The following is an 18,714-nucleotide window of genomic DNA, read 5'->3' as shown; positions in this document are numbered from 1 at the left end:
GCAAGCCTCTCTATTTAAAAACATTATAGAAAGCTTTTGCCATATTCCATTGGTGACGTACCAAAGTGCTCTGCAAGGCTTTGTCCAATATCAGCGAATGTATCGCGACGACCTAATGAGCCAGCAGGTACTTTCTGACCGTAAACGATCACTGGAATGTGCTCACGCGTATGGTCAGTGCCAGGCCACGTTGGATCACAACCATGGTCAGCCGTTAGAATAAGAACATCATCTTCTTCCATCAGTTCAATCACTTCATTGATACGACCATCGAAGTACTCTAATGCAGCAGCGTAGCCAGCCACATCACGACGGTGACCATAAGCTGAGTCAAAATCTACAAAGTTCGTGAAAACAATGGTGTTATCGCCAGCTTCTTTGATTGCATCTTTAGTGGCTTCAAATAGTGCAGGAATACCCGTCGCTTTTGTTTTCTTCGTGATACCGCAACCAGCGTAAATATCAGAGATCTTACCGATCGAGTGGACTTGACCACCTTTCTCATCAACCAGCTTTTGTAGAATCGTTGCTGCAGGTGGTTCAACAGAAAGGTCACGACGGTTACCTGTACGTTCGAATTGGCCTTTACCAGGGCCAATGAACGGACGAGCGATTACACGGCCGATGTTGTACTCTTCTAACTCTTCACGAGCGATCTGGCAAAGATCCAATAGGTTCTGTAAGCCGAAAGTTTCTTCGTGACAAGCGATTTGGAAAACCGAATCTGCAGAAGTGTAGAAGATCGGCAAACCAGTCTTCATGTGCTCTTCACCTAGATCGTCCAGTACTTGAGTGCCTGATGCATGGCAGTTGCCTAGAAAACCAGACAAGCCCGCGCGCTCTAAGATTCGATCAGTCAGCTCTTTAGGGAAGCTGTTTTCTTTATCGGTAAAGTAACCCCAGTCAAACAATACTGGAACCCCTGCGATCTCCCAGTGACCAGATGGTGTGTCTTTACCTGAAGATAGCTCTGCTGCGTGACCGTAAGCGCCAATGATTTCCGCATCTGCATCCATACCTGGAGCAAAGCGACCTGTCGACTCTTTATGCGCCATCGCTAGACCTAGCTTTGACAGGTTTGGCAATGTTAGTGGTCCTTTACGATCCGCGTTATCTGCTAAACCTTTATCACAATGATCTGCGATGTGACCCATCGTATCTGAACCCACATCACCGAATTTGTCAGCGTCTGCAGTTTCACCTACACCAAATGAATCTAAAACTAAAATAAATGCTCTTTTCATTGCTCTCTCCACCAGTGTAATTTATACGTCTTCCGAGCGGATTTGACGGTAAACATCTGGAGTTGCTGTGTACTCTCCACCCACAGTAATAGCACTTTGTAGCGCTTTGGCAGCTTCATTCCACTGCTCTTCGTTGCGGGCATGAATTATTGCTAATGGTTTATCTTCACTTGCGACTTCGCCTAAGCGAATAAAGCCGTCAAAACCAACAGCGTAATCGATGCTGTCTGTTGCTACGCGGCGACCACCGCCCATACCAACAACAGCCATACCAATTGCACGCGTATCCATAGCTGATACAACGCCACTTTCTAGTGCGTACACTGGTTTAATAACTTCTGCTTTCTCTAGGTAATTATCGTAGTTTTCTACGAAATCTGCTGGGCCACCAAGGCCTGTGACCATCTTGCCGAAGCACTCTGCCGCTTTACCGTTATCCAATACAGTCATCAGCTTGTCGCGAGCTTCGTCTGAGTCTTTCGCAAGGTTACCCAATACCAACATTTCCGCGCATGACGCTAGCGTAATTTCTAGCAAACGTGGGTTACGGTATTCACCCGTTAGAAATTGAACCGCTTCGCGTACTTCTACGGCATTACCCGCTGAAGAAGCCAGAACTTGGTTCATGTCCGTTAGGATTGCTGTTGTCTTAGTACCCGCACCGTTTGCTACTGCAACGATAGATTTTGCTAGCTCTTCAGATGCTTCGTAGGTTGGCATGAATGCGCCTGAGCCCACTTTTACATCCATTACTAGAGAATCTAGGCCTGCAGCCAACTTCTTAGATAGGATTGAAGCGGTGATGAGTGAGATATTGTCGACTGTTGCTGTAATATCGCGAGTCGCATAAACACGTTTATCAGCCGGAGCTAAGTCACCCGTTTGGCCGATGATCGCGACACCAGCATCTTTGGTCACTTCACCAAATACTTCGTTGGTCGGTGTGATGTTGTAGCCTGGGATAGACTCAAGCTTATCTAGCGTGCCGCCAGTATGGCCAAGACCACGACCAGAAATCATTGGAACGAAACCGCCACATGCTGCCACCATAGGGCCAAGCATTAATGAAGTTACGTCACCTACACCACCAGTAGAGTGTTTATCTACGATTGGGCCTTCAAAGTTCATGTGGCTCCAATCGATAACCATGCCTGAATCTCGCATTGCACACGTCAAGGCAATACGCTCTGGCATAGTCATTTCATTGAAAAAAATCGCCATTGCAAATGCTGCAATTTGGCCTTCAGAAACCGTGTTTTTCGCTACGCCTTGAATAAAGAAGTTAATTTCTTCTGCTGATAAGACTTCGCCGTCACGCTTTCTGCGGATAATTTCTTGGGGTAAGAAGGTTTGAGTTGTTTTGTTTGCTTCAGACATTAGATCCTCCCAAACTCGCGATGAGATGGTTGTAAGGTAAAGAGGTAACGTGGAGCAGCAGTTTGCTACTCCACCAAACAGACTTTATTTTTAAGTTTTACTTCAAATACCTAACGTTGCAGCTAAGCGGCCTTTCCAAGAAGGAAATTGAAGTTCATGCCTATGAGCATAGAAGCTCTCTGTAATTAAGCAGGTAGAACTTACGAAGCCAGCGACGCTGCAGCGTCAAATAGAACAAGTAAATTAGTAAGCTGCAGGATCTGCAGTTTCGTCTGTTACTTCTAATGTATTCAAAAGGTTAGTTAGCAAGCTTGATGCACCAAAGCGGTAGTGCATGTTGTCTGCCCACTCTGCGCCAAGTAGCTCATCAGCCATTGCAAGGTAAGCCGCTGCATCTTCTGCTGTACGTACGCCACCAGCAGGTTTGAAACCAACTGTTTTTGCTACGCCCATATCACGGATCACTTCAAGCATCATGCGAGCGTACTCTGGAGTCGCGTTTACTGGCACTTTACCAGTAGAAGTTTTGATGAAGTCTGCACCCGCTTCGATACAGATTTGAGAAGCTTTCTTGATCAGTGCTTCTTCTTTTAGCTCACCAGTTTCGATGATTACTTTAAGCGTGATGTCACCACAAGCAGCTTTACATTGCTTAACAAGCTCAAAACCAACTTCTTCGTTACCAGCGATAAGTGCGCGGTATGGGAATACTACGTCTACTTCGTCTGCACCGTATGCAACTGCTGCTTTTGTTTCAGCAACTGCGATGTCGATGTCGTCATTACCATGAGGGAAGTTAGTTACAGTCGCAATACGAACTTCTGGTGTACCTTGCTCACGAAGTGTCTTCTTAGCAATAGGAATAAAGCGTGGGTAGATACAGATTGCAGCAGTGTTACCAACTGCAGTCTTAGCGTCATGACATAGAGAGATCACTTTTTCATTCGTGTCATCGTCATTCAGCGTAGTTAGGTCCATAAGTTTAAGTGCACGTAGAGCTGCTGCTTTTAAATCGCTCATTTCTATCTCCGATCAATATATTCAAATAGTTAACTACTTCGCCCTCCATCCAGTATAGATGGATATTTTAGTAATGCTCAGTAGTCACAAATGAACGGACTTGGTTCCCTGAAGACTTGATTAACGCACCCTTGCGCCATCAATTGCTATCCTTGTCACCGCACAGTACCAGTTTGGTCTATGGCACAACAATTCAGTTATGTTGTGTCTAACATCTATAGCGTAAAGCTTGTTTAGCTCAAGCTAAGTATGGCTATATTCCTAGGCTCGCTCATCGTAATGAGGAATAGCATTCAAGCTATACAAGCACTAAGCCAACAAGGGAATCCTATCCCTATAGCTTACACATTATAGATTTCTATAAAAAATTGTAGTGCTCCTTAGAACGCAAACGGTTTGTATCTCAAAAAAGTTTCTAAACCTAGCTGCTGTGAAAGTTTTTCCAGGCCTAAAAACAAAAAAGCCCCGCAGCAATTTCTTGCTACGGGGCGATATTAAAGTGGCGTCTATATATCTAAATCTACTTGATTAGAAAGATAGGAAGAAGCCAGCAATTGTCGCTGCCATCAGGTTAGATAGAGTACCAGCAATAACCGCTTTAACACCCATACGAGCGATGTCGTGACGACGGTTTGGAGCTAGACCACCTAGACCACCTAGTAGAATCGCGATAGAAGAAAGGTTTGCGAAACCACATAGTGCGAACGAGATAATTGCTTGAGTCTTAACAGACATTACTTGGCCAGTCGCTTCAACGATTTGAGCGTTCTCACCAACGTATGGTACGAAGTTTAGGTATGCAACGAATTCGTTAACAACTGTCTTCTGACCAATGAAAGAACCAGCGATAGTTGCTTCTTCCCATGGAACACCAATGATGAATGCTAGCGGAGCGAAGATCCAACCTAGAAGAAGTTCTAGAGTTAGGTTGTCCATACCGAACCAACCGCCAACGCCACCTAGGATACCGTTGATAAGAGCGATTAGACCGATGAATGCTAGTAGCATTGCACCAACGTTAAGTGCTAGTTGTAGACCAACTGATGCGCCGCCTGCTGCTGCGTCGATAACGTTAGCTGGTTTGTCGTCGCCGCCGTCCATTTCGTCAGCGATGTTATCGTCTGGCGTGTCAGTTTCAGGCTTGATGATTTTAGCGAATAGTAGACCACCCGGTGCTGCCATGAATGATGCTGCAACTAGGTACTCTAGAGGTACACCCATAGATGCGTAACCCGCTAGTACACCACCAGCAACAGACGCTAAACCACCACACATTACTGCGAATAGCTCAGATTGTGTCATTTTTGGAACAAACGGACGAACCACAAGTGGTGCTTCAGTTTGACCAACAAAGATGTTAGCTGCTGCAGACATAGATTCGGCACGTGAAGTACCTAGTGCTTTTTGAAGACCACCACCAAGAATCTTGATAACCCATTGCATAACACCAATGTAGTAAAGTACAGAGATAAGTGCAGAGAAGAAGATTAGAGTAGGTAGAACTTGGAATGCAAAGATGAAACCGATACCGTCAACAGAGAAGTTAACTAGGCTACCAAATAGGAAACCAGTACCGTCTTTACCGTAGTCGATCACGTTAGCTACACCAGCAGAGAAACCTGCAAGTAGATCACGACCCCAAGGGATGTAAAGTACAAATGCACCAAGTGCGAATTGGATAGCGAATGCGCCACCCACTGTTCTAAAGTTAATAGCTTTGCGGTTGTCAGATAGTAGTACTGCGATTGCAATTAGTACAACCATACCGACTAGGCTCATAAACAGGCTCATAGTTTATGACTTCCTTATTAGTTATTTATTGGCGTGTTACAAAATGGAGCTATAAAGCGGAGGCAATTATACTCATGCACCTATCAATAAAGTAATGCCGCCTTCACACTTTAGTATAAGATTCATGTGCCGTTCACACACTTATGTGACACAAATCACCTTTACATTGAAATCCAGGCAAACGATAAACAAAATATTCAGATTCTATTCACATATACCGAATAGTTTGTGGCTATTTTCCCATAGTTGAGATGCAATCGTTTGCTTTGAATCTTTTCTCAGCAAAGAAAGTTCATTTATTAACGTAAGCAAATATTTAGAGTGGTTAACATTTCCTTGCTGCCCGTAAAATGGCATATCTGGTGCGTCTGTTTCTAAAACCAAGGTGTTGAGCGGTAATTGTGCAATCGTCTGGCGCGTCTTTCGCGCTCTTGGGTAGGTAATCGTTCCTCCAACACCAATATAAAAGCCTAACTTGATCCACTCTTTTGCTTGTTGCTCACTTCCAGAAAACCCATGTATCACCCCACCATTTTCAAACCTATGCTGTTTGAGCAATTGAATCAGTCGATTGTGGGATTTACGCTCATGCAAAATAATCGGTAATTGATATTGCTTAGCGAGCTCTAATTGCTGGACAAAGAAAGCTTCTTGCTTGGATTGATCGACATCGATAGCAAAGTCTAAACCGCACTCCCCTACCGCAACGCATCTAGTAGGGTTCACTTTTAAATGCGCTTCGAGAACTTCTAAAGAATCGAAAGAATAATCATTAAGAAAATAGGGATGAACCCCTAAAGCGAAATACACATTGGGATGTGTGTTCCCGATAGCCATCACTTGCTGCCAGTTACTTGCCCCTATTGCAGGTAGCAGCAGTTTTTCAACGCCCGCTAATTTTGCTTCCTCTATATACTGTTCAGCGCCTTGAGGAAATGCCTCAAAATCGAAGTGGCAATGAGTGTCAAAGAGAGGAACATTAAGCGACGCAATATCATGGCTAGTCACGGCTTTTGTCTTCTTTTACTGGATCAGTTCGGTAAGGCACGCAACTACGCTTATTCTCAGGGGTCAATCCAAGCTGTTGGCACCAATCATCGTACTTTTTTATCCAAGCTTTAAACCACTTCAGCATGCTAGCTACTCTCCAAACAACAAAAAACGCCTATTGCAGAACAATAGACGTATTTAATTCACTCGAACAGCGTTATTGAATTAACGCTAAGTGTTACCGCAACGATTAGTGCTCGCGCGTTGCGCGGAACTCTACATCAGGGAATCGTTCTGACGCTAAGTTCAAGTTAACCATAGTTGGCGCGATGTATGATAAGTTATCGCCGCCATCTAGTGCTAAGTTAGTTTGGTTCTTACGTTTGAATTCTTCTAGCTTCTTCGCGTCATCACACTCAACCCAACGTGCCGTTGCAACGTTCACACTTTCGTATATCGCTTCAACGTTGTATTCCGCTTTCAAGCGTGCCACAACCACATCAAACTGAAGCACACCTACCGCACCAACGATCAAGTCATTGTTCTGCAGCGGACGGAATACTTGAACCGCACCTTCTTCAGACAATTGAACTAAGCCTTTAAGTAGCTGCTTCTGTTTTAGTGGATCGCGCAGACGAATACGACGGAAAAGCTCCGGTGCAAAGTTAGGGATACCTGAGAACTTCAGGTTTTCACCTTGGGTAAAGGTATCACCAATCTGAATCGTACCGTGGTTGTGCAGACCGATAATGTCACCAGCATACGCTTTCTCGGCACGAGAACGATCACCCGCCATGAAGGTAACCGCGTCTGAAATGCTAACGTTCTTGCCAGTACGAACATGGTTCATTTTCATGCCTTGGCTGTAAGTGCCCGATACGATACGCATAAATGCGATACGGTCACGGTGCTTTGGATCCATGTTTGCCTGGATCTTGAATACGAAGCCTGAGAATTTTTCTTCCGTCGCAACAACTTCACGCTCATTCGCTTGGCGCGTCTGAGGGCCAGGAGCCCACTTAGTCAGACCATCTAGCATGTGGTCAACACCAAAGTTACCCAATGCGGTACCGAAGTAAACTGGCGTTAATTCACCTGCTAAGAACAAGTCATGGTCAAATTCAGGACATGCACCAATGACTAGCTCTAATTCTTCACGCACGCTTTCCGCTAGATCAGCGCCTACAGCTTCATCAAGTTCAGGGTTATCTAGACCTTTAATTGTGCGAACTTCTTGGATCTCATGACCATGACCTGATTCGTACAAAATCGTTTCATCACGGTGGATGTGATACACGCCTTTAAACTCTTTACCACAACCGATTGGCCAAGAAATTGGAGCACAAGCCATACCTAACTCACTTTCCACTTCATCCAATACTTCCATTGGGTCACGAACATCACGGTCAAGTTTGTTCATAAAGGTTACGATTGGTGTATCACGTAGACGCGTTACTTCCATCAGTTTACGAGTACGATCCTCGACACCTTTCGCGGCATCGATTACCATCAAACATGAATCAACCGCTGTCAGAGTACGGTAAGTATCTTCCGAGAAGTCTTCGTGTCCAGGAGTATCAAGAAGGTTAACTAGGCACTCGTTGTATGGAAACTGCATTACCGAGGTTGTTACCGAGATACCACGTTCTTTTTCCATTTCCATCCAGTCAGACTTAGCGTGTTGGCTAGAGCCACGGCCTTTTACGGTACCCGCTTTTTGAATCGCGTTTCCGAATAAAAGTACTTTTTCAGTAATCGTCGTTTTACCCGCATCTGGGTGGGAAATAATGGCGAAGGTTCTACGTTTAGAGACCTCACCAATAAATGGTGTATTTGACATGAATGTGATCTTCTTTGTGGGCTAACCGTAACAACAAGGAAGGCTCGTTTGCACAAGAGCTAGCTAGGCGAATCTAATTGCGGCGTATTTTCCCCTATATTTACTCAATGGGCAACTTGTCTGTGATCAAAGGATCATCACCATATAACCATGATGTTAATGAAAATACTGTCTATTACTAAACTATCAATAAATATGAGCTATAACTAAATAGATAGGGGACTATGGTTTTAGGTATGACGAATACAAAAAAAATTCATTCTTTAGCATTTAAGCAAGCCAAAACAGTGTTTCTAGTATCCGTGGTACTAGGCATTTTCTTTAGTTTGTACCATATCTTGGTGGATCTTCATCAGGAACAGGTTCGAATTGAAGAGCACTACCAATTTAAGCTATTACAAAACTACTCTAATGCTAGCCAAGCCGCCTATCACCTTAACCATTTATTGGCAGAGCAAGTCGCATCAAGCTTGATGATGGATACTGCTGTTTATAGCGTTGAAATTGTCGATGATTTTGGCGATATGTTGACGAAGAAAGACCGAGTCATCGAACAACAGGATCTCATTACTCAAATTTTGTCTGATTTCCTTACCCCTAGTTCTCCTTTTTACAGTGCTGAATTACACCAGCCAAATTCAAGCGTAGTTGTGGGTACGCTCAGCTTCTCAGTGAATGGCTCTACGATTGCCGAAGCCTTTATTTCTAAATCAAGCCGTATTCTTCTGTTTGATTTAATCCGTAATATCTTACTGACTACTATCCTATTGGCTTTCTTCTATTACAAATTATCGAAGCCCATCGTCACACTTATCGAGTGGGTAAAATCACTACAAGACAGACAAACCGCGTTACCACTTCCAACCGCGAACCGACAAGATGAACTTAGCCGTTTGGCTACCTCGTTCCACAACTTGTGGCAAGCGCGTGAGGCTGCTGAAAGTCAACTCAATCAACTCGCCTACTATGATTCACTTACCGGTCTTGCCAACCGCAGTCTCCTGCTCAAGACCTTAAACGAGACCATCAGTTCGGCGGTAAAATCTCACACTTCTGGCGCGCTGTTTTATTTAGATCTTGATCGTTTTAAAACCATTAATGACTCGTTAGGTCACACCATTGGTGACCACTTGATCAAAGCGATCGCGATGAGAATTGAAGCGTGGGTAAAAGATGGGGATCTAGCCGCCAGGATCGGCGGCGACGAATTTACGATTTTGATGCCAAATGTTAAGCCAGAAAATGCGCCTGACTTAGCAAAACAATTGCTCGCATTAATCTCTAACCCGTACTCGATTGATGACCACCAATTGTATTGCACCGTGAGTATTGGCATTTCAGTATTCCCATCGGTCGATGCCACCAGCATTGATGTACTGAGACAAGCGGATACTGCTCTATACCGCGCCAAAGTGGCTGGCAGAAACAAATACATGTTCTACGAGCCAGAAATGCAGGCTCAAGTTGAGTCGTTTCTCGACATAGAGAAAGGCTTACACGAAGCGCTTAGTAAAGAGCAGCTAGAGCTCTATTACCAACCTCAGGTTAATGATAAACACGAGATTATTGGCGTTGAAGCTTTGATACGTTGGAACCATCCAGAGCGTGGGTTGTTACCTCCTGGTGTCTTCATGCCTATCGCCGAAGAGACAGGTCAAATACTGCAAATTGGCGATTGGATCATTGAACAGGCCTGTTTCCAATATGCGAAGTGGGAAAAGCAAGGCGTACTACCTGAGAGTTTTCATCGACTAGCGATTAACATTAGTACTTTACAGTTTTCACAAGATTCATTTGTGGAGCACATCACTCATACCTTGTCTCAAGCAGGGATCAAGGGAGATCACATTGAACTCGAGATCACCGAGAGCTTGCTGTTAGAAAACGTTGATGACGCCATTCAAAAAATGGCACAGCTAAAAGAGCATAATCTGCAAATCTCTATCGATGACTTTGGTACTGGATATTCCTCACTGCGTTACCTAAAACACTTGGCGGTAGACGTATTAAAAATTGACCGTTCCTTCGTTACGCAGCTGCACTTAGATGAAAGTGACCAAGCGTTGGTAGACACCATCATCATGACGGCGCGCCGTTTGAACTTAGAGGTTATCGCAGAAGGTGTGGAAGATTGCTTTGAATTGGAATCCTTGAAATCTCTTGGTTGTAAACAGTTCCAAGGCTACCTGTTTGATAAACCGTTACCTGTCAGTGAGGTCACTCAGCGTTTGCTGCAACCTCACTATGATATCGACTCTACGCCACTGGCCAAAAGCAGCTAGCGTCCCTTTTTAGAAGAATATGTAACTCATGATAATAGCATCTTCTTTGCCATTAGCGGTTGGGTAATAATTGCGGCGGCGATCGACTTCGTTGAATCCAACCCATTCGTAGAGGCCAAAAGCGCTTTGGTTACTCTCGCGTACTTCTAACCACGCACTTTCTGCTTTTGCTTTGTCGCACATTTGCAAAAAGAATTCGATCAGAGCTTTCCCGTAACCCTTTCCTTGTTCATTAGGGCTGACCGCAATATTGAGTAGAGTCACTTCCCCAACGATATTTTGCGCATAGAAATACCCTACCACCTTATCATCAACTAAAAGAACATGATGACAGGCTCCGCGGCTCTCCACGTCGGCAATCATAGACTGCTTCCAAGGGTGAGAGTGGGCCGCTTGTTCAATGCTCCAAATGGCATCGACATGAGAAGAAGTTAATGGAATAAATTGGTTAGTCATAACTGCATATCTGTTGCCACAGAGCGCGGCGTTGTTGGTTATTACCATCAATATCTGACAGTAAAGGAGATTGTAATACTTTGCCGGATGCGCTATCCGGTGCAGAGCAACCCGCAAACCACACCCACTCCAATGAACTTGCGTCAACGGCAGAAAACTCACTTGGGGTGATGTGCAGCGCTTGGTCGAGGTTTAACTTAATACTTTTTAACACCCGCTCAAACATCACCGCTAACTCACCGCTAGGCTTCTCAGAAGACACCAATAAAAGCTTACAGCTCTCAGGTAAAGATAATGGTTGAACGTTATAACCAGCTAATCGCTCTGGGTGTTCTAATTCCCAATAGCTGATTCCCATTTCTTGTAAGTATTGCAACTCGGTTTGTGGCATAAAATGACCCTTATTGAACGCGCTGATACTAACAAAAAATAAAGGAGCATCAAGCTCCTTTATTTCTCATCCATATCGAACAATTACAGTTCGTCGAATTCAGGGCTATATTCTATCGTTCCTGACTTCCCAGAAAAACTGCCTTCTGCTAACTCTACAGCTTGAAAGGCACCTTCAGGCACATCCCATTTACAGTCAAAGTTAAAAAGGCTCGCCGCTTTAAACCCAAATCGACCGTAGTAGTTTGGGTCACCAAGCACCACGCATCCAGGATAGCCAAATTCTGCTAATGAAGATAAGCCTTCTTTTACTAAAGAGCCGCCAATGCCTTGGTTTTGATGTTCTGCTTTCACGGCTAACGGAGCCAAACCTTGCCAATTGTAGTCTTCACCTTGCAGTAATACTGGGCTAAACATTGCATGGCCAATCACTTCACCATCATCAGCACAAGCGACCAATGACAGGGTTAAGTGGCTATTTTCACGCAAGCTCATGACTAGCTTGGCTTCGGCCTCTGTTTCAAAAACAGATTTCAATAAACGGTCTACTGCAAGAATGTCAGCAGGCGCTTCAGTTCGAATAAGCATTCAATACCTCATTTTGTGTATGAGGGGATTGTACCCCCTTCTGCACAAAATCAGCTAATTGATTTAATAGTCTTTGAACAGGAACCGGTAATAACTCAAGGTCAACACTATCCATTAGGTTTTTCACCTCTAAACCAAGCTCAGTATCACCTTCTATGCTTAAACGGCGCTGGAAGAATAAAGTATCAGGGTCTTCTTTTCGGCCAGCGATTAAAACAAGGTCGTTCAAGTTACCGCTAAAGCTCACATCTTCAGCGACTTCTTTGTCCGCTACGACTAGTTTTTCATCCTGATAACTAATACACCAATTTAACCCCATATCTTTTATTGAAACTTTCAACCACTTATCTTCAAGAAACTCGAAATCACCATCTTCTAAGGCTTCTTTGAATACCGTTTTCAAACCTTCTAATAAGGCTCTTTTTTGAACGCTTTTCGGTAATAAGTGGACTGGAGATCGCAAAATTGATGCTGCATTTTGAACTAGTTGAGCGCGTATCTTGTTTATCACGTGACTTATCCGTAACTTTATCAATAACAATTGATCCATCATAGATGATATGCCAACCTAGATTCCTGTTGTGAATCAAACAAACTCGCTTTGGTATTGACCCTTTTATATATATAAAATCACAGTTATAGTTACCTTATATCGACTTCACTTATGGTGAAAACTCAAGCTCTTGGAGAATTGGTAGTACTTTGATGCTTCCCCAGCAACTACAGCACTGGTTTGCAAAACTCACGTCTAATAGCCCATTTTTTTTCGCGGTTATCGATGCTCAACATAACTACTGTATGGTTAATGAGCGTTATTGTGATATTGCAGGCTTAAGCCAAGCTGAACTGGTCGGCATGAATGATAGCCAAACCCTCGGTGAACAGTTCTACAACCACATCAAGCCATACTACGATCGCGCCTTCAACGGTGAAACTATTGAAGCCGAAATCACCCTCAATGAAACGGATCTCGAAACCAGTATTCACTTTAGTCTCTCGCCAATCGATAAAGACAGTACGACCGAATACATCGTATTTCACGCCATTGATACCTCAGAGAACCAAGTTCTTATCCGCTCGCTCGAAGAATCTGAATCTAAGTTTCACAAGCTCACGCATTTATTACCTGATGGGTTACTGCAAGTCGAAGATGATTACATTTTGTCGGCGAACCCAGCCGCCGCACGATTGCTCGGCTTTAATTCTGCAACAGAACTTGTGGGCGAGGAATTAGGCAGACTTTTTATTGATGCACAAACCAAAACGGTCTTTAACAATAAAATTGGGTCTATTGTTACTGAGTCTGGTTTGGTTTGTTTAACAGGACCACGCTGTGGTTTTGAGCGTAAAATCCAGCTTCACGTCGACTCCACCGCCCTACTTGGCAGCGAGTCACAAATCGTGTTGGTGCAAGATGCCCAGGAATCTCCTAAGCAGCTTGCCGCAACAGAAAATGAAGACGCTTATATCGATGATCTAACCAAACTGTATAACCGTGTTGGATTTACCAAGCGCTTAGAGCAATTCATTTACAATGAAACTCCTGTTGTGATGCTCTATCTAGATATCGATAACTTCAAAAACATTAATGATTCATTAGGTCATCACATCGGTGACAAAGTGATCAAAGAAGTTTCTTCTCGCTTAAAACGCTTACTGCCACGCCACGCGGTACTTGGTCACCTAGGCGGTGATGAATTCGGTATTATTCTGCCTGAGCCAGAAAACAACCGAATGGCCGAAATGCTCGCAGAGCGAATTATCTCTTTGATTAATCAGCCTTTTGACCTACACCACTTTAGCAAGAGACTGGCTTGTTCTATCGGTAGTGTGCTCTTCCCACAAGACGGCAATGACGCTCGAATTCTGTTACAAAATGCCGATACCGCCATGTACGAAGCCAAAGATCGTGGCCGTAACCGCTTAATCAAGTTCAATGACCAAATGAACAAAGAAGCGCGTATGCGCCTTTGGCTTGAGATCGAATTGCAGAAAGCGCTACAACAAAACGGCCTAGAGGTGTGGTACCAACCTAAGGTTAATGCTCGTGATTTCAGTATCAACGGCGCAGAAGCACTGGTCCGTTGGAAACACCCTGTAGAAGGCTACATTAGCCCTGGCGCGTTTATTCCCGTAGCAGAGCGTGCAGGCCTAATTGAACACCTTGGTCGTGTTGTCATGCGCGAGGTGTTTAGCACGGTTAAACGTTGGAAGATGCAAGGTATCCTGCCTGGCAGAGTCGCCATCAATTTATCTCCAGAACAATTTGGTAACCCAAAATTGATCGACTACATGGAGAAATTACTGCGCACCACCGATCTTGATCCAAGCGCGATTACGTTTGAGCTCACTGAAAGTGCAGTGATGAGCGACAGCGATCATACTCTGCAAATGCTTAACGCCATCAAAAAACTGGGCTTCGCACTGTCTATTGATGATTTCGGAACGGGCTATTCTTCGCTGTCTTATCTAGCACGATTCCCGATTGATGAGCTTAAGATAGACCGAGCATTCATTACCGATATTGATACTCTGCCGAAGCAAGTCACGGTCATTGAAAACATCATCAATTTAGGTAAATCACTGAACCTAACCGTTGTCGCAGAAGGGGTAGAAACGCGCGAGCAAGCAACACTGCTATCTAACCTCAATTGTAACTCCATTCAGGGATTTCACTTTTATCGCCCTCAGCCTAAAGATGAAGTAGAAGAACTCTTCGCACAAAATCGTCGCCATAAAAACTAGCGCCACGCTACCTCTTACTGAGTAAAACTCGATTTATTCAACTAAACCTGCCTCACATCAATTTTGCTATTCATAATCCTTCATAAAATGCGGGTCTTGATTTCCCTATTGGTAGTGAGCACATGGAACTCCTATGTCCTGCAGGTAACTTACCTGCATTAAAAACAGCAATTGATTGCGGGGCAGATGCGGTCTACATCGGTTTTAAAGATGACACAAACGCACGACACTTTGCAGGTCTCAACTTCGCAGGTAAAAAACTGGACCGTGCTGTCCAGTACGTGCATGACCGCAATAAAAAAATTCACGTAGCACTCAATACATTCGCTCATCCACATGGATTCGAGCGCTGGACAAACGCTGTCGATAATGCAGCCGCTCTTGGTGTTGATGCGCTGATCGTCGCCGATATCGCTGTGCTAGAGTACGCTGCCAATAAATACCCCAACTTAGAACTCCACCTTTCGGTGCAAGCCTCTGCCACTAACGTCGCTGCAATAGACTTCTATCAGCAAAATTTTAATGTCAAACGTGTCGTTTTACCGCGAGTGCTTTCTATCCAGCAGGTTAAGCAACTATCGCGTAATATCACTTCAGATGTCGACTTAGAAGTGTTTGCCTTCGGCAGTCTGTGCATCATGTCTGAAGGGCGTTGTTACCTTTCTTCATACATGACGGGTGAGTCACCGAATACCGTAGGTGCCTGCTCTCCAGCCAAATACGTTCGCTGGCAAGAAACAGATTCAGGGCTGGAATCACGACTCAATGAAATTTTAATTGATAAATATTCCGCGGGTGAAAATGCCGGCTATCCAACCTTATGCAAAGGCCGTTTTGAAGCGGATATCGATGGTGAGCGTAAGCGCTATCACGCACTTGAAGAACCCACGAGCCTAAACACACTATCTATGCTGCCAGAATTATTCGCAGCTAACGTTGCTTCGGTTAAAATCGAAGGTCGTCAACGCAGCCCCGCTTACGTAGAACAAGTCACTCGCACTTGGCGTGCAGCTATTGATCGCTATATGGCAAATCCTGAGCAATATCACGTTGAACAAGCATGGGATGCTGCGCTAGCGAATGTCTCAGAAGGCACTCAAACGACACTCGGTGCATACCACCGTAAATGGCAATAAGGGTAGAGAATGGAGAATTCAATGAAATACGCGTTAGGTCCACTTCTGTACTTTTGGCCTAAACAAGACGTGGAAAGCTTTTATGAGCAAGCGAAATCAAGTTCCGCAGATATCATTTATCTAGGCGAGTCCGTATGCTCTAAGCGCCGAGAAATGAAAGTCAAAAACTGGTTAGATATCGCGAAAGAGCTGTCCGCTTCAGGCAAACAAGTAGTGCTATCCACGATGGCGCTGCTCGAAGCACCAAGCGAAGTTAGCATCATGAAAAAATACATCGACAATGGCGACTTCGCGATTGAAGCTAACGATGTCTCTGCGATTCAGTTAGCAAGCACTAACAAAGTACCCTTTGTAGTGGGCCCCGCAGTAAACACTTACAACGCGCACACACTGAACTTATTCTTGAAACAAGGGATGACCCGCTGGTGCATGCCGGTTGAACTCTCAAGAGAGTGGCTTACCAACGTATTAGAGCAATGTGACACACTGGGTATTCGCAATCAGTTTGAAGTTGAAGTGTTCAGCCATGGTTATCTGCCTTTGGCTTATTCTGCGCGCTGCTTTACCGCAAGAGCCGAAAACAAAGCTAAGGATGACTGTGAGACCTGCTGCATCAAATACCCAACAGGGCTTCAAGTAGACAGCCAAGAAGGCCAATCTGTGTTTAACCTCAATGGCATCCAAACTCAATCTGGTTACTGTTATAACTTGATTAATGACTTACCGAGCATGTCTCAGCTTGTTGATGTCGTTCGCCTAAGTCCATTAGGCATCGATACCTTCTCTGAAGTCGATAAATTCAAAGCCAATGAGCAAGGCGAGAACCCACAAGTAATCAACGACCGTCAATGTAACGGCTATTGGCACCAGCTCGCGGGCCTAGAAGTCAAAAATATCTAACACATTCAATATGCAAAAGGTCTAGCACAAGCTAGACCTTTTATTTTTATGCCGCTACCGGTTGTAAGTTGTCTGATTTCAGCTTATTTACATCTTTCATCAACATTACAATCACCACCAAGCTTAACGCAATGTTTGAAATTGGGTACGCGATCCAAACACCAGTAATGCCCCATATCTTTGGCAGGATATAAAGGAATGGCAGCTGAACTAACATATTGCCTATCGTTACGAACATCGCTTTACTGCCTTTATTGACTGACTGATAATAGGCGGCAGCTACCACTAAGAAACCATCTAAAAACAATGAAAACATATGTAATCTTAGGCCAATCACAGCACGTTCAATTAGCTCTGTATCACTAGAGTTGAATACCGATACCGCTTGGTAAGGGAATAAATTCAGCACCACTACAAATACAATTCCACCGACTACTGAAGTTATCATTGCCACATTTAGAAGTTTGCGAATATTGGCACTATTTTTAGCGCCATAGTTATAGCTCACTAAAGGCTGCATACCATTCGCAACCCCTTCAACAGTCAGGTAGTAGACCGTCACTATGTATCCAATGATGGCATAAGCACCGATCAACAACGTACTGCCGTATTCGGTGAACAAGACATTATGTAACGCCACCATCATCGAGCCATAAGCGTACATAAAGAAGCTTGAAATACCGATAGTCATGATGGTAGGAACAAACTCAGTTCGCATGACCAAACATTTTCTGGTCAAACGTACCTTAGCTCGTTTCGAGAAAAAGTACCCTACACCTAATAATGTTACCGTCATTTGAGCAATACCAGTCGCGATCGCCGCGCCAGTCAGCTCCCAATCAAGCAATGCGATGAACACATAGTCGAGTGCAATATTTATTACTGCCCCAACAATCATCAAAATGGTCGCTAAGTTCGGACTATCATCATTTCTTAGCAAGAAAGGAATTGCGATAGAGCCTAGTGAAAACACACTTGCGACGATCAGAATATCCAAATATTGAACACCTAATTCAAGTACCCTTCCCTCAGCACCTTGCATGATCAAGAAGTCATCGGAGAAGAACCATAATACCGTCGCCACAATAGGTGCTAGTATCACTAACATTAATAAGCCAGTCGCTAGCGTTTGCTTTGCTTCAGATGATTTCTTTTCACCTTGTTTGATCGATACCAGAGCCCCCGTACCAACCCCAATCATCATTCCCAAACCTAGAATCGTGCCAATCACAGGCCATGCGACATTAATCCCAGCTAGCCCATCTGCGCCAACATAGCGACCAATGAAAATACCATCAACTACTTGGTAAAGGCCGTTTACGAGCATCGCGGCTACGGTCGGAATTGTGTAACGCCAAAACTGGCGGTAAATTGAATTACTCATCAACGTATCTCTGTTCTTTCTCATTTAGTTAACCAAGCTAACTAAAAAATTAAATGTATTACTTGAGTGCTTTGTTCAACAATAAATTCAGTTGCTGCACTTCATCTTTCGAGAGTCTTTTCTCAATACCTTGAGCCATAATTCCATATACACGACTTTCTTCCTCTAGCCCTAGTTCAGCTTTTTCCGTCAAGGCTACCCGCTTGGCCCGTGCATCTTCCACACACGCCTTACGCTCTACCAGCCCTTTCCTTTCTAAGCGCTGAACCATGTTGGTTGCAGAAGGCTTCGTCACTTCCATTTCTTTCGCGAGATCCGTTAAACGAATAGGTTCAGGAGCCGACTGTATGACTTTAAGATAGTCATATTCATTAAAGCTTAACTGACCAATCGGATCTTCCTTACTGTGTACGCGCCAAATTTTAGAGGCAAAACGCTCTATTTTCTCTAAGTTTTTCGCTAGCATCACGCACCCAATATAGTTAGCAAGGCTAACTATATTACTCAATTATTAAAATTTGGACAACAAAAAACCGCTGACTGAGCAGCGGTTTTAATAGTCAAGCTTTTA

At 44.1% G+C, this 18,714-nt stretch carries 17 protein-coding genes; 4 read left to right on the top strand and 13 right to left on the bottom strand.

Features of this window, described 5'->3' with window-relative positions; translation table 11 throughout:
- Window positions 1-23 precede the first annotated feature (23 nt).
- The 7 genes from ELZ11_RS00870 to prfC form a co-directional block, all read right to left on the bottom strand.
- Window positions 24-1,244: a phosphopentomutase gene (locus ELZ11_RS00870; protein ID WP_137355481.1), complete on the bottom strand. Its 1,221-nt coding sequence runs from the start codon at window positions 1,242-1,244 to the stop codon at window positions 24-26.
- Window positions 1,245-1,265: 21 nt separating this feature from the next.
- Window positions 1,266-2,621 (bottom strand): thymidine phosphorylase, encoded by a 1,356-nt coding sequence (gene deoA / locus ELZ11_RS00865; RefSeq protein WP_137355480.1) that lies wholly within the window; start codon window positions 2,619-2,621, stop codon window positions 1,266-1,268.
- A gap of 243 nt (window positions 2,622-2,864) precedes the next feature.
- Entirely contained in the window at window positions 2,865-3,641 is a 777-nt protein-coding gene (gene deoC, locus ELZ11_RS00860; protein ID WP_137355479.1) for a deoxyribose-phosphate aldolase, read from the bottom strand.
- A gap of 528 nt (window positions 3,642-4,169) precedes the next feature.
- Window positions 4,170-5,432, bottom strand: coding sequence for a NupC/NupG family nucleoside CNT transporter (locus tag ELZ11_RS00855; RefSeq protein ID WP_137355478.1), 1,263 nt, complete (start codon window positions 5,430-5,432; stop codon window positions 4,170-4,172).
- A gap of 204 nt (window positions 5,433-5,636) precedes the next feature.
- On the bottom strand, window positions 5,637-6,440 hold the full coding sequence (locus ELZ11_RS00850) for a TatD family hydrolase (protein WP_137355477.1): 804 nt from the start codon (window positions 6,438-6,440) through the stop codon (window positions 5,637-5,639).
- On the bottom strand, window positions 6,433-6,567 hold the full coding sequence (locus tag ELZ11_RS23710) for a DUF5363 family protein (protein WP_167494608.1): 135 nt from the start codon (window positions 6,565-6,567) through the stop codon (window positions 6,433-6,435). Before ELZ11_RS23710 ends, ELZ11_RS00850 begins: the two co-directional genes overlap by 8 nt.
- Window positions 6,568-6,672: 105 nt before the next feature.
- Window positions 6,673-8,262, bottom strand: a complete 1,590-nt coding sequence (prfC, locus tag ELZ11_RS00845; RefSeq protein ID WP_137355476.1) for a peptide chain release factor 3 — start codon at window positions 8,260-8,262, stop codon at window positions 6,673-6,675.
- Window positions 8,263-8,498: 236 nt separating this feature from the next.
- Here prfC and ELZ11_RS00840 point away from each other — a divergent pair, with 236 nt between their 5' ends.
- On the top strand, window positions 8,499-10,544 hold the full coding sequence (locus tag ELZ11_RS00840) for a putative bifunctional diguanylate cyclase/phosphodiesterase (protein ID WP_137355475.1): 2,046 nt from the start codon (window positions 8,499-8,501) through the stop codon (window positions 10,542-10,544).
- Between the two features lie 9 nt (window positions 10,545-10,553).
- Here the strand turns inward: ELZ11_RS00840 and rimI are convergent, their stop codons facing one another.
- The 4 genes from rimI to ubiT all read right to left on the bottom strand — a co-directional run bounded on the left by rimI (window position 10,554) and on the right by ubiT (window position 12,489).
- Window positions 10,554-11,000 carry a ribosomal protein S18-alanine N-acetyltransferase gene (rimI, locus tag ELZ11_RS00835; RefSeq protein ID WP_137355474.1) on the bottom strand — a complete coding sequence of 149 codons (447 nt, stop codon included), beginning with the start codon at window positions 10,998-11,000 and terminating at the stop codon, window positions 10,554-10,556.
- Window positions 10,993-11,391 carry a DNA polymerase III subunit psi gene (locus ELZ11_RS00830; protein WP_137355473.1) on the bottom strand — a complete coding sequence of 133 codons (399 nt, stop codon included), beginning with the start codon at window positions 11,389-11,391 and terminating at the stop codon, window positions 10,993-10,995. Before ELZ11_RS00830 ends, rimI begins: the two co-directional genes overlap by 8 nt.
- A gap of 83 nt (window positions 11,392-11,474) precedes the next feature.
- On the bottom strand, window positions 11,475-11,978 hold the full coding sequence (locus ELZ11_RS00825; protein ID WP_137355472.1) for a GNAT family N-acetyltransferase: 504 nt from the start codon (window positions 11,976-11,978) through the stop codon (window positions 11,475-11,477).
- Complete coding sequence (ubiT, locus tag ELZ11_RS00820) at window positions 11,962-12,489, bottom strand: ubiquinone anaerobic biosynthesis accessory factor UbiT (RefSeq protein WP_167494607.1); 528 nt, start codon at window positions 12,487-12,489, stop codon at window positions 11,962-11,964. Before ubiT ends, ELZ11_RS00825 begins: the two co-directional genes overlap by 17 nt.
- Window positions 12,490-12,683: 194 nt before the next feature.
- Here ubiT and ELZ11_RS00815 point away from each other — a divergent pair, with 194 nt between their 5' ends.
- From ELZ11_RS00815 to ELZ11_RS00805, 3 genes are all read left to right on the top strand, one after another.
- The gene (locus tag ELZ11_RS00815; RefSeq protein WP_137355470.1) at window positions 12,684-14,723 is read left to right on the top strand and encodes a bifunctional diguanylate cyclase/phosphodiesterase; all 2,040 of its coding nucleotides are present in this window, start codon (window positions 12,684-12,686) and stop codon (window positions 14,721-14,723) included.
- Between the two features lie 122 nt (window positions 14,724-14,845).
- The gene (gene ubiU / locus ELZ11_RS00810; RefSeq protein ID WP_137355469.1) at window positions 14,846-15,859 is read left to right on the top strand and encodes a ubiquinone anaerobic biosynthesis protein UbiU; all 1,014 of its coding nucleotides are present in this window, start codon (window positions 14,846-14,848) and stop codon (window positions 15,857-15,859) included.
- A 21-nt stretch (window positions 15,860-15,880) separates the two neighbouring features.
- Window positions 15,881-16,759, top strand: a complete 879-nt coding sequence (locus ELZ11_RS00805) for a U32 family peptidase (protein WP_167494606.1) — start codon at window positions 15,881-15,883, stop codon at window positions 16,757-16,759.
- Between the two features lie 46 nt (window positions 16,760-16,805).
- Here the strand turns inward: ELZ11_RS00805 and ELZ11_RS00800 are convergent, their stop codons facing one another.
- Complete coding sequence (locus tag ELZ11_RS00800) at window positions 16,806-18,143, bottom strand: MATE family efflux transporter (RefSeq protein WP_137355467.1); 1,338 nt, start codon at window positions 18,141-18,143, stop codon at window positions 16,806-16,808.
- Between the two features lie 58 nt (window positions 18,144-18,201).
- Entirely contained in the window at window positions 18,202-18,609 is a 408-nt protein-coding gene (locus tag ELZ11_RS00795; RefSeq protein WP_137355466.1) for a MarR family winged helix-turn-helix transcriptional regulator, read from the bottom strand.
- Window positions 18,610-18,714: the final 105 nt, after the last annotated feature.

The organism is Vibrio profundi, assembly GCF_005281835.1.
Taxonomy (GTDB): domain Bacteria; phylum Pseudomonadota; class Gammaproteobacteria; order Enterobacterales; family Vibrionaceae; genus Vibrio; species Vibrio profundi.
Note: the sequence above shows the minus strand (reverse complement) of the source record. Positions and strands in the feature narration are given on the sequence as shown.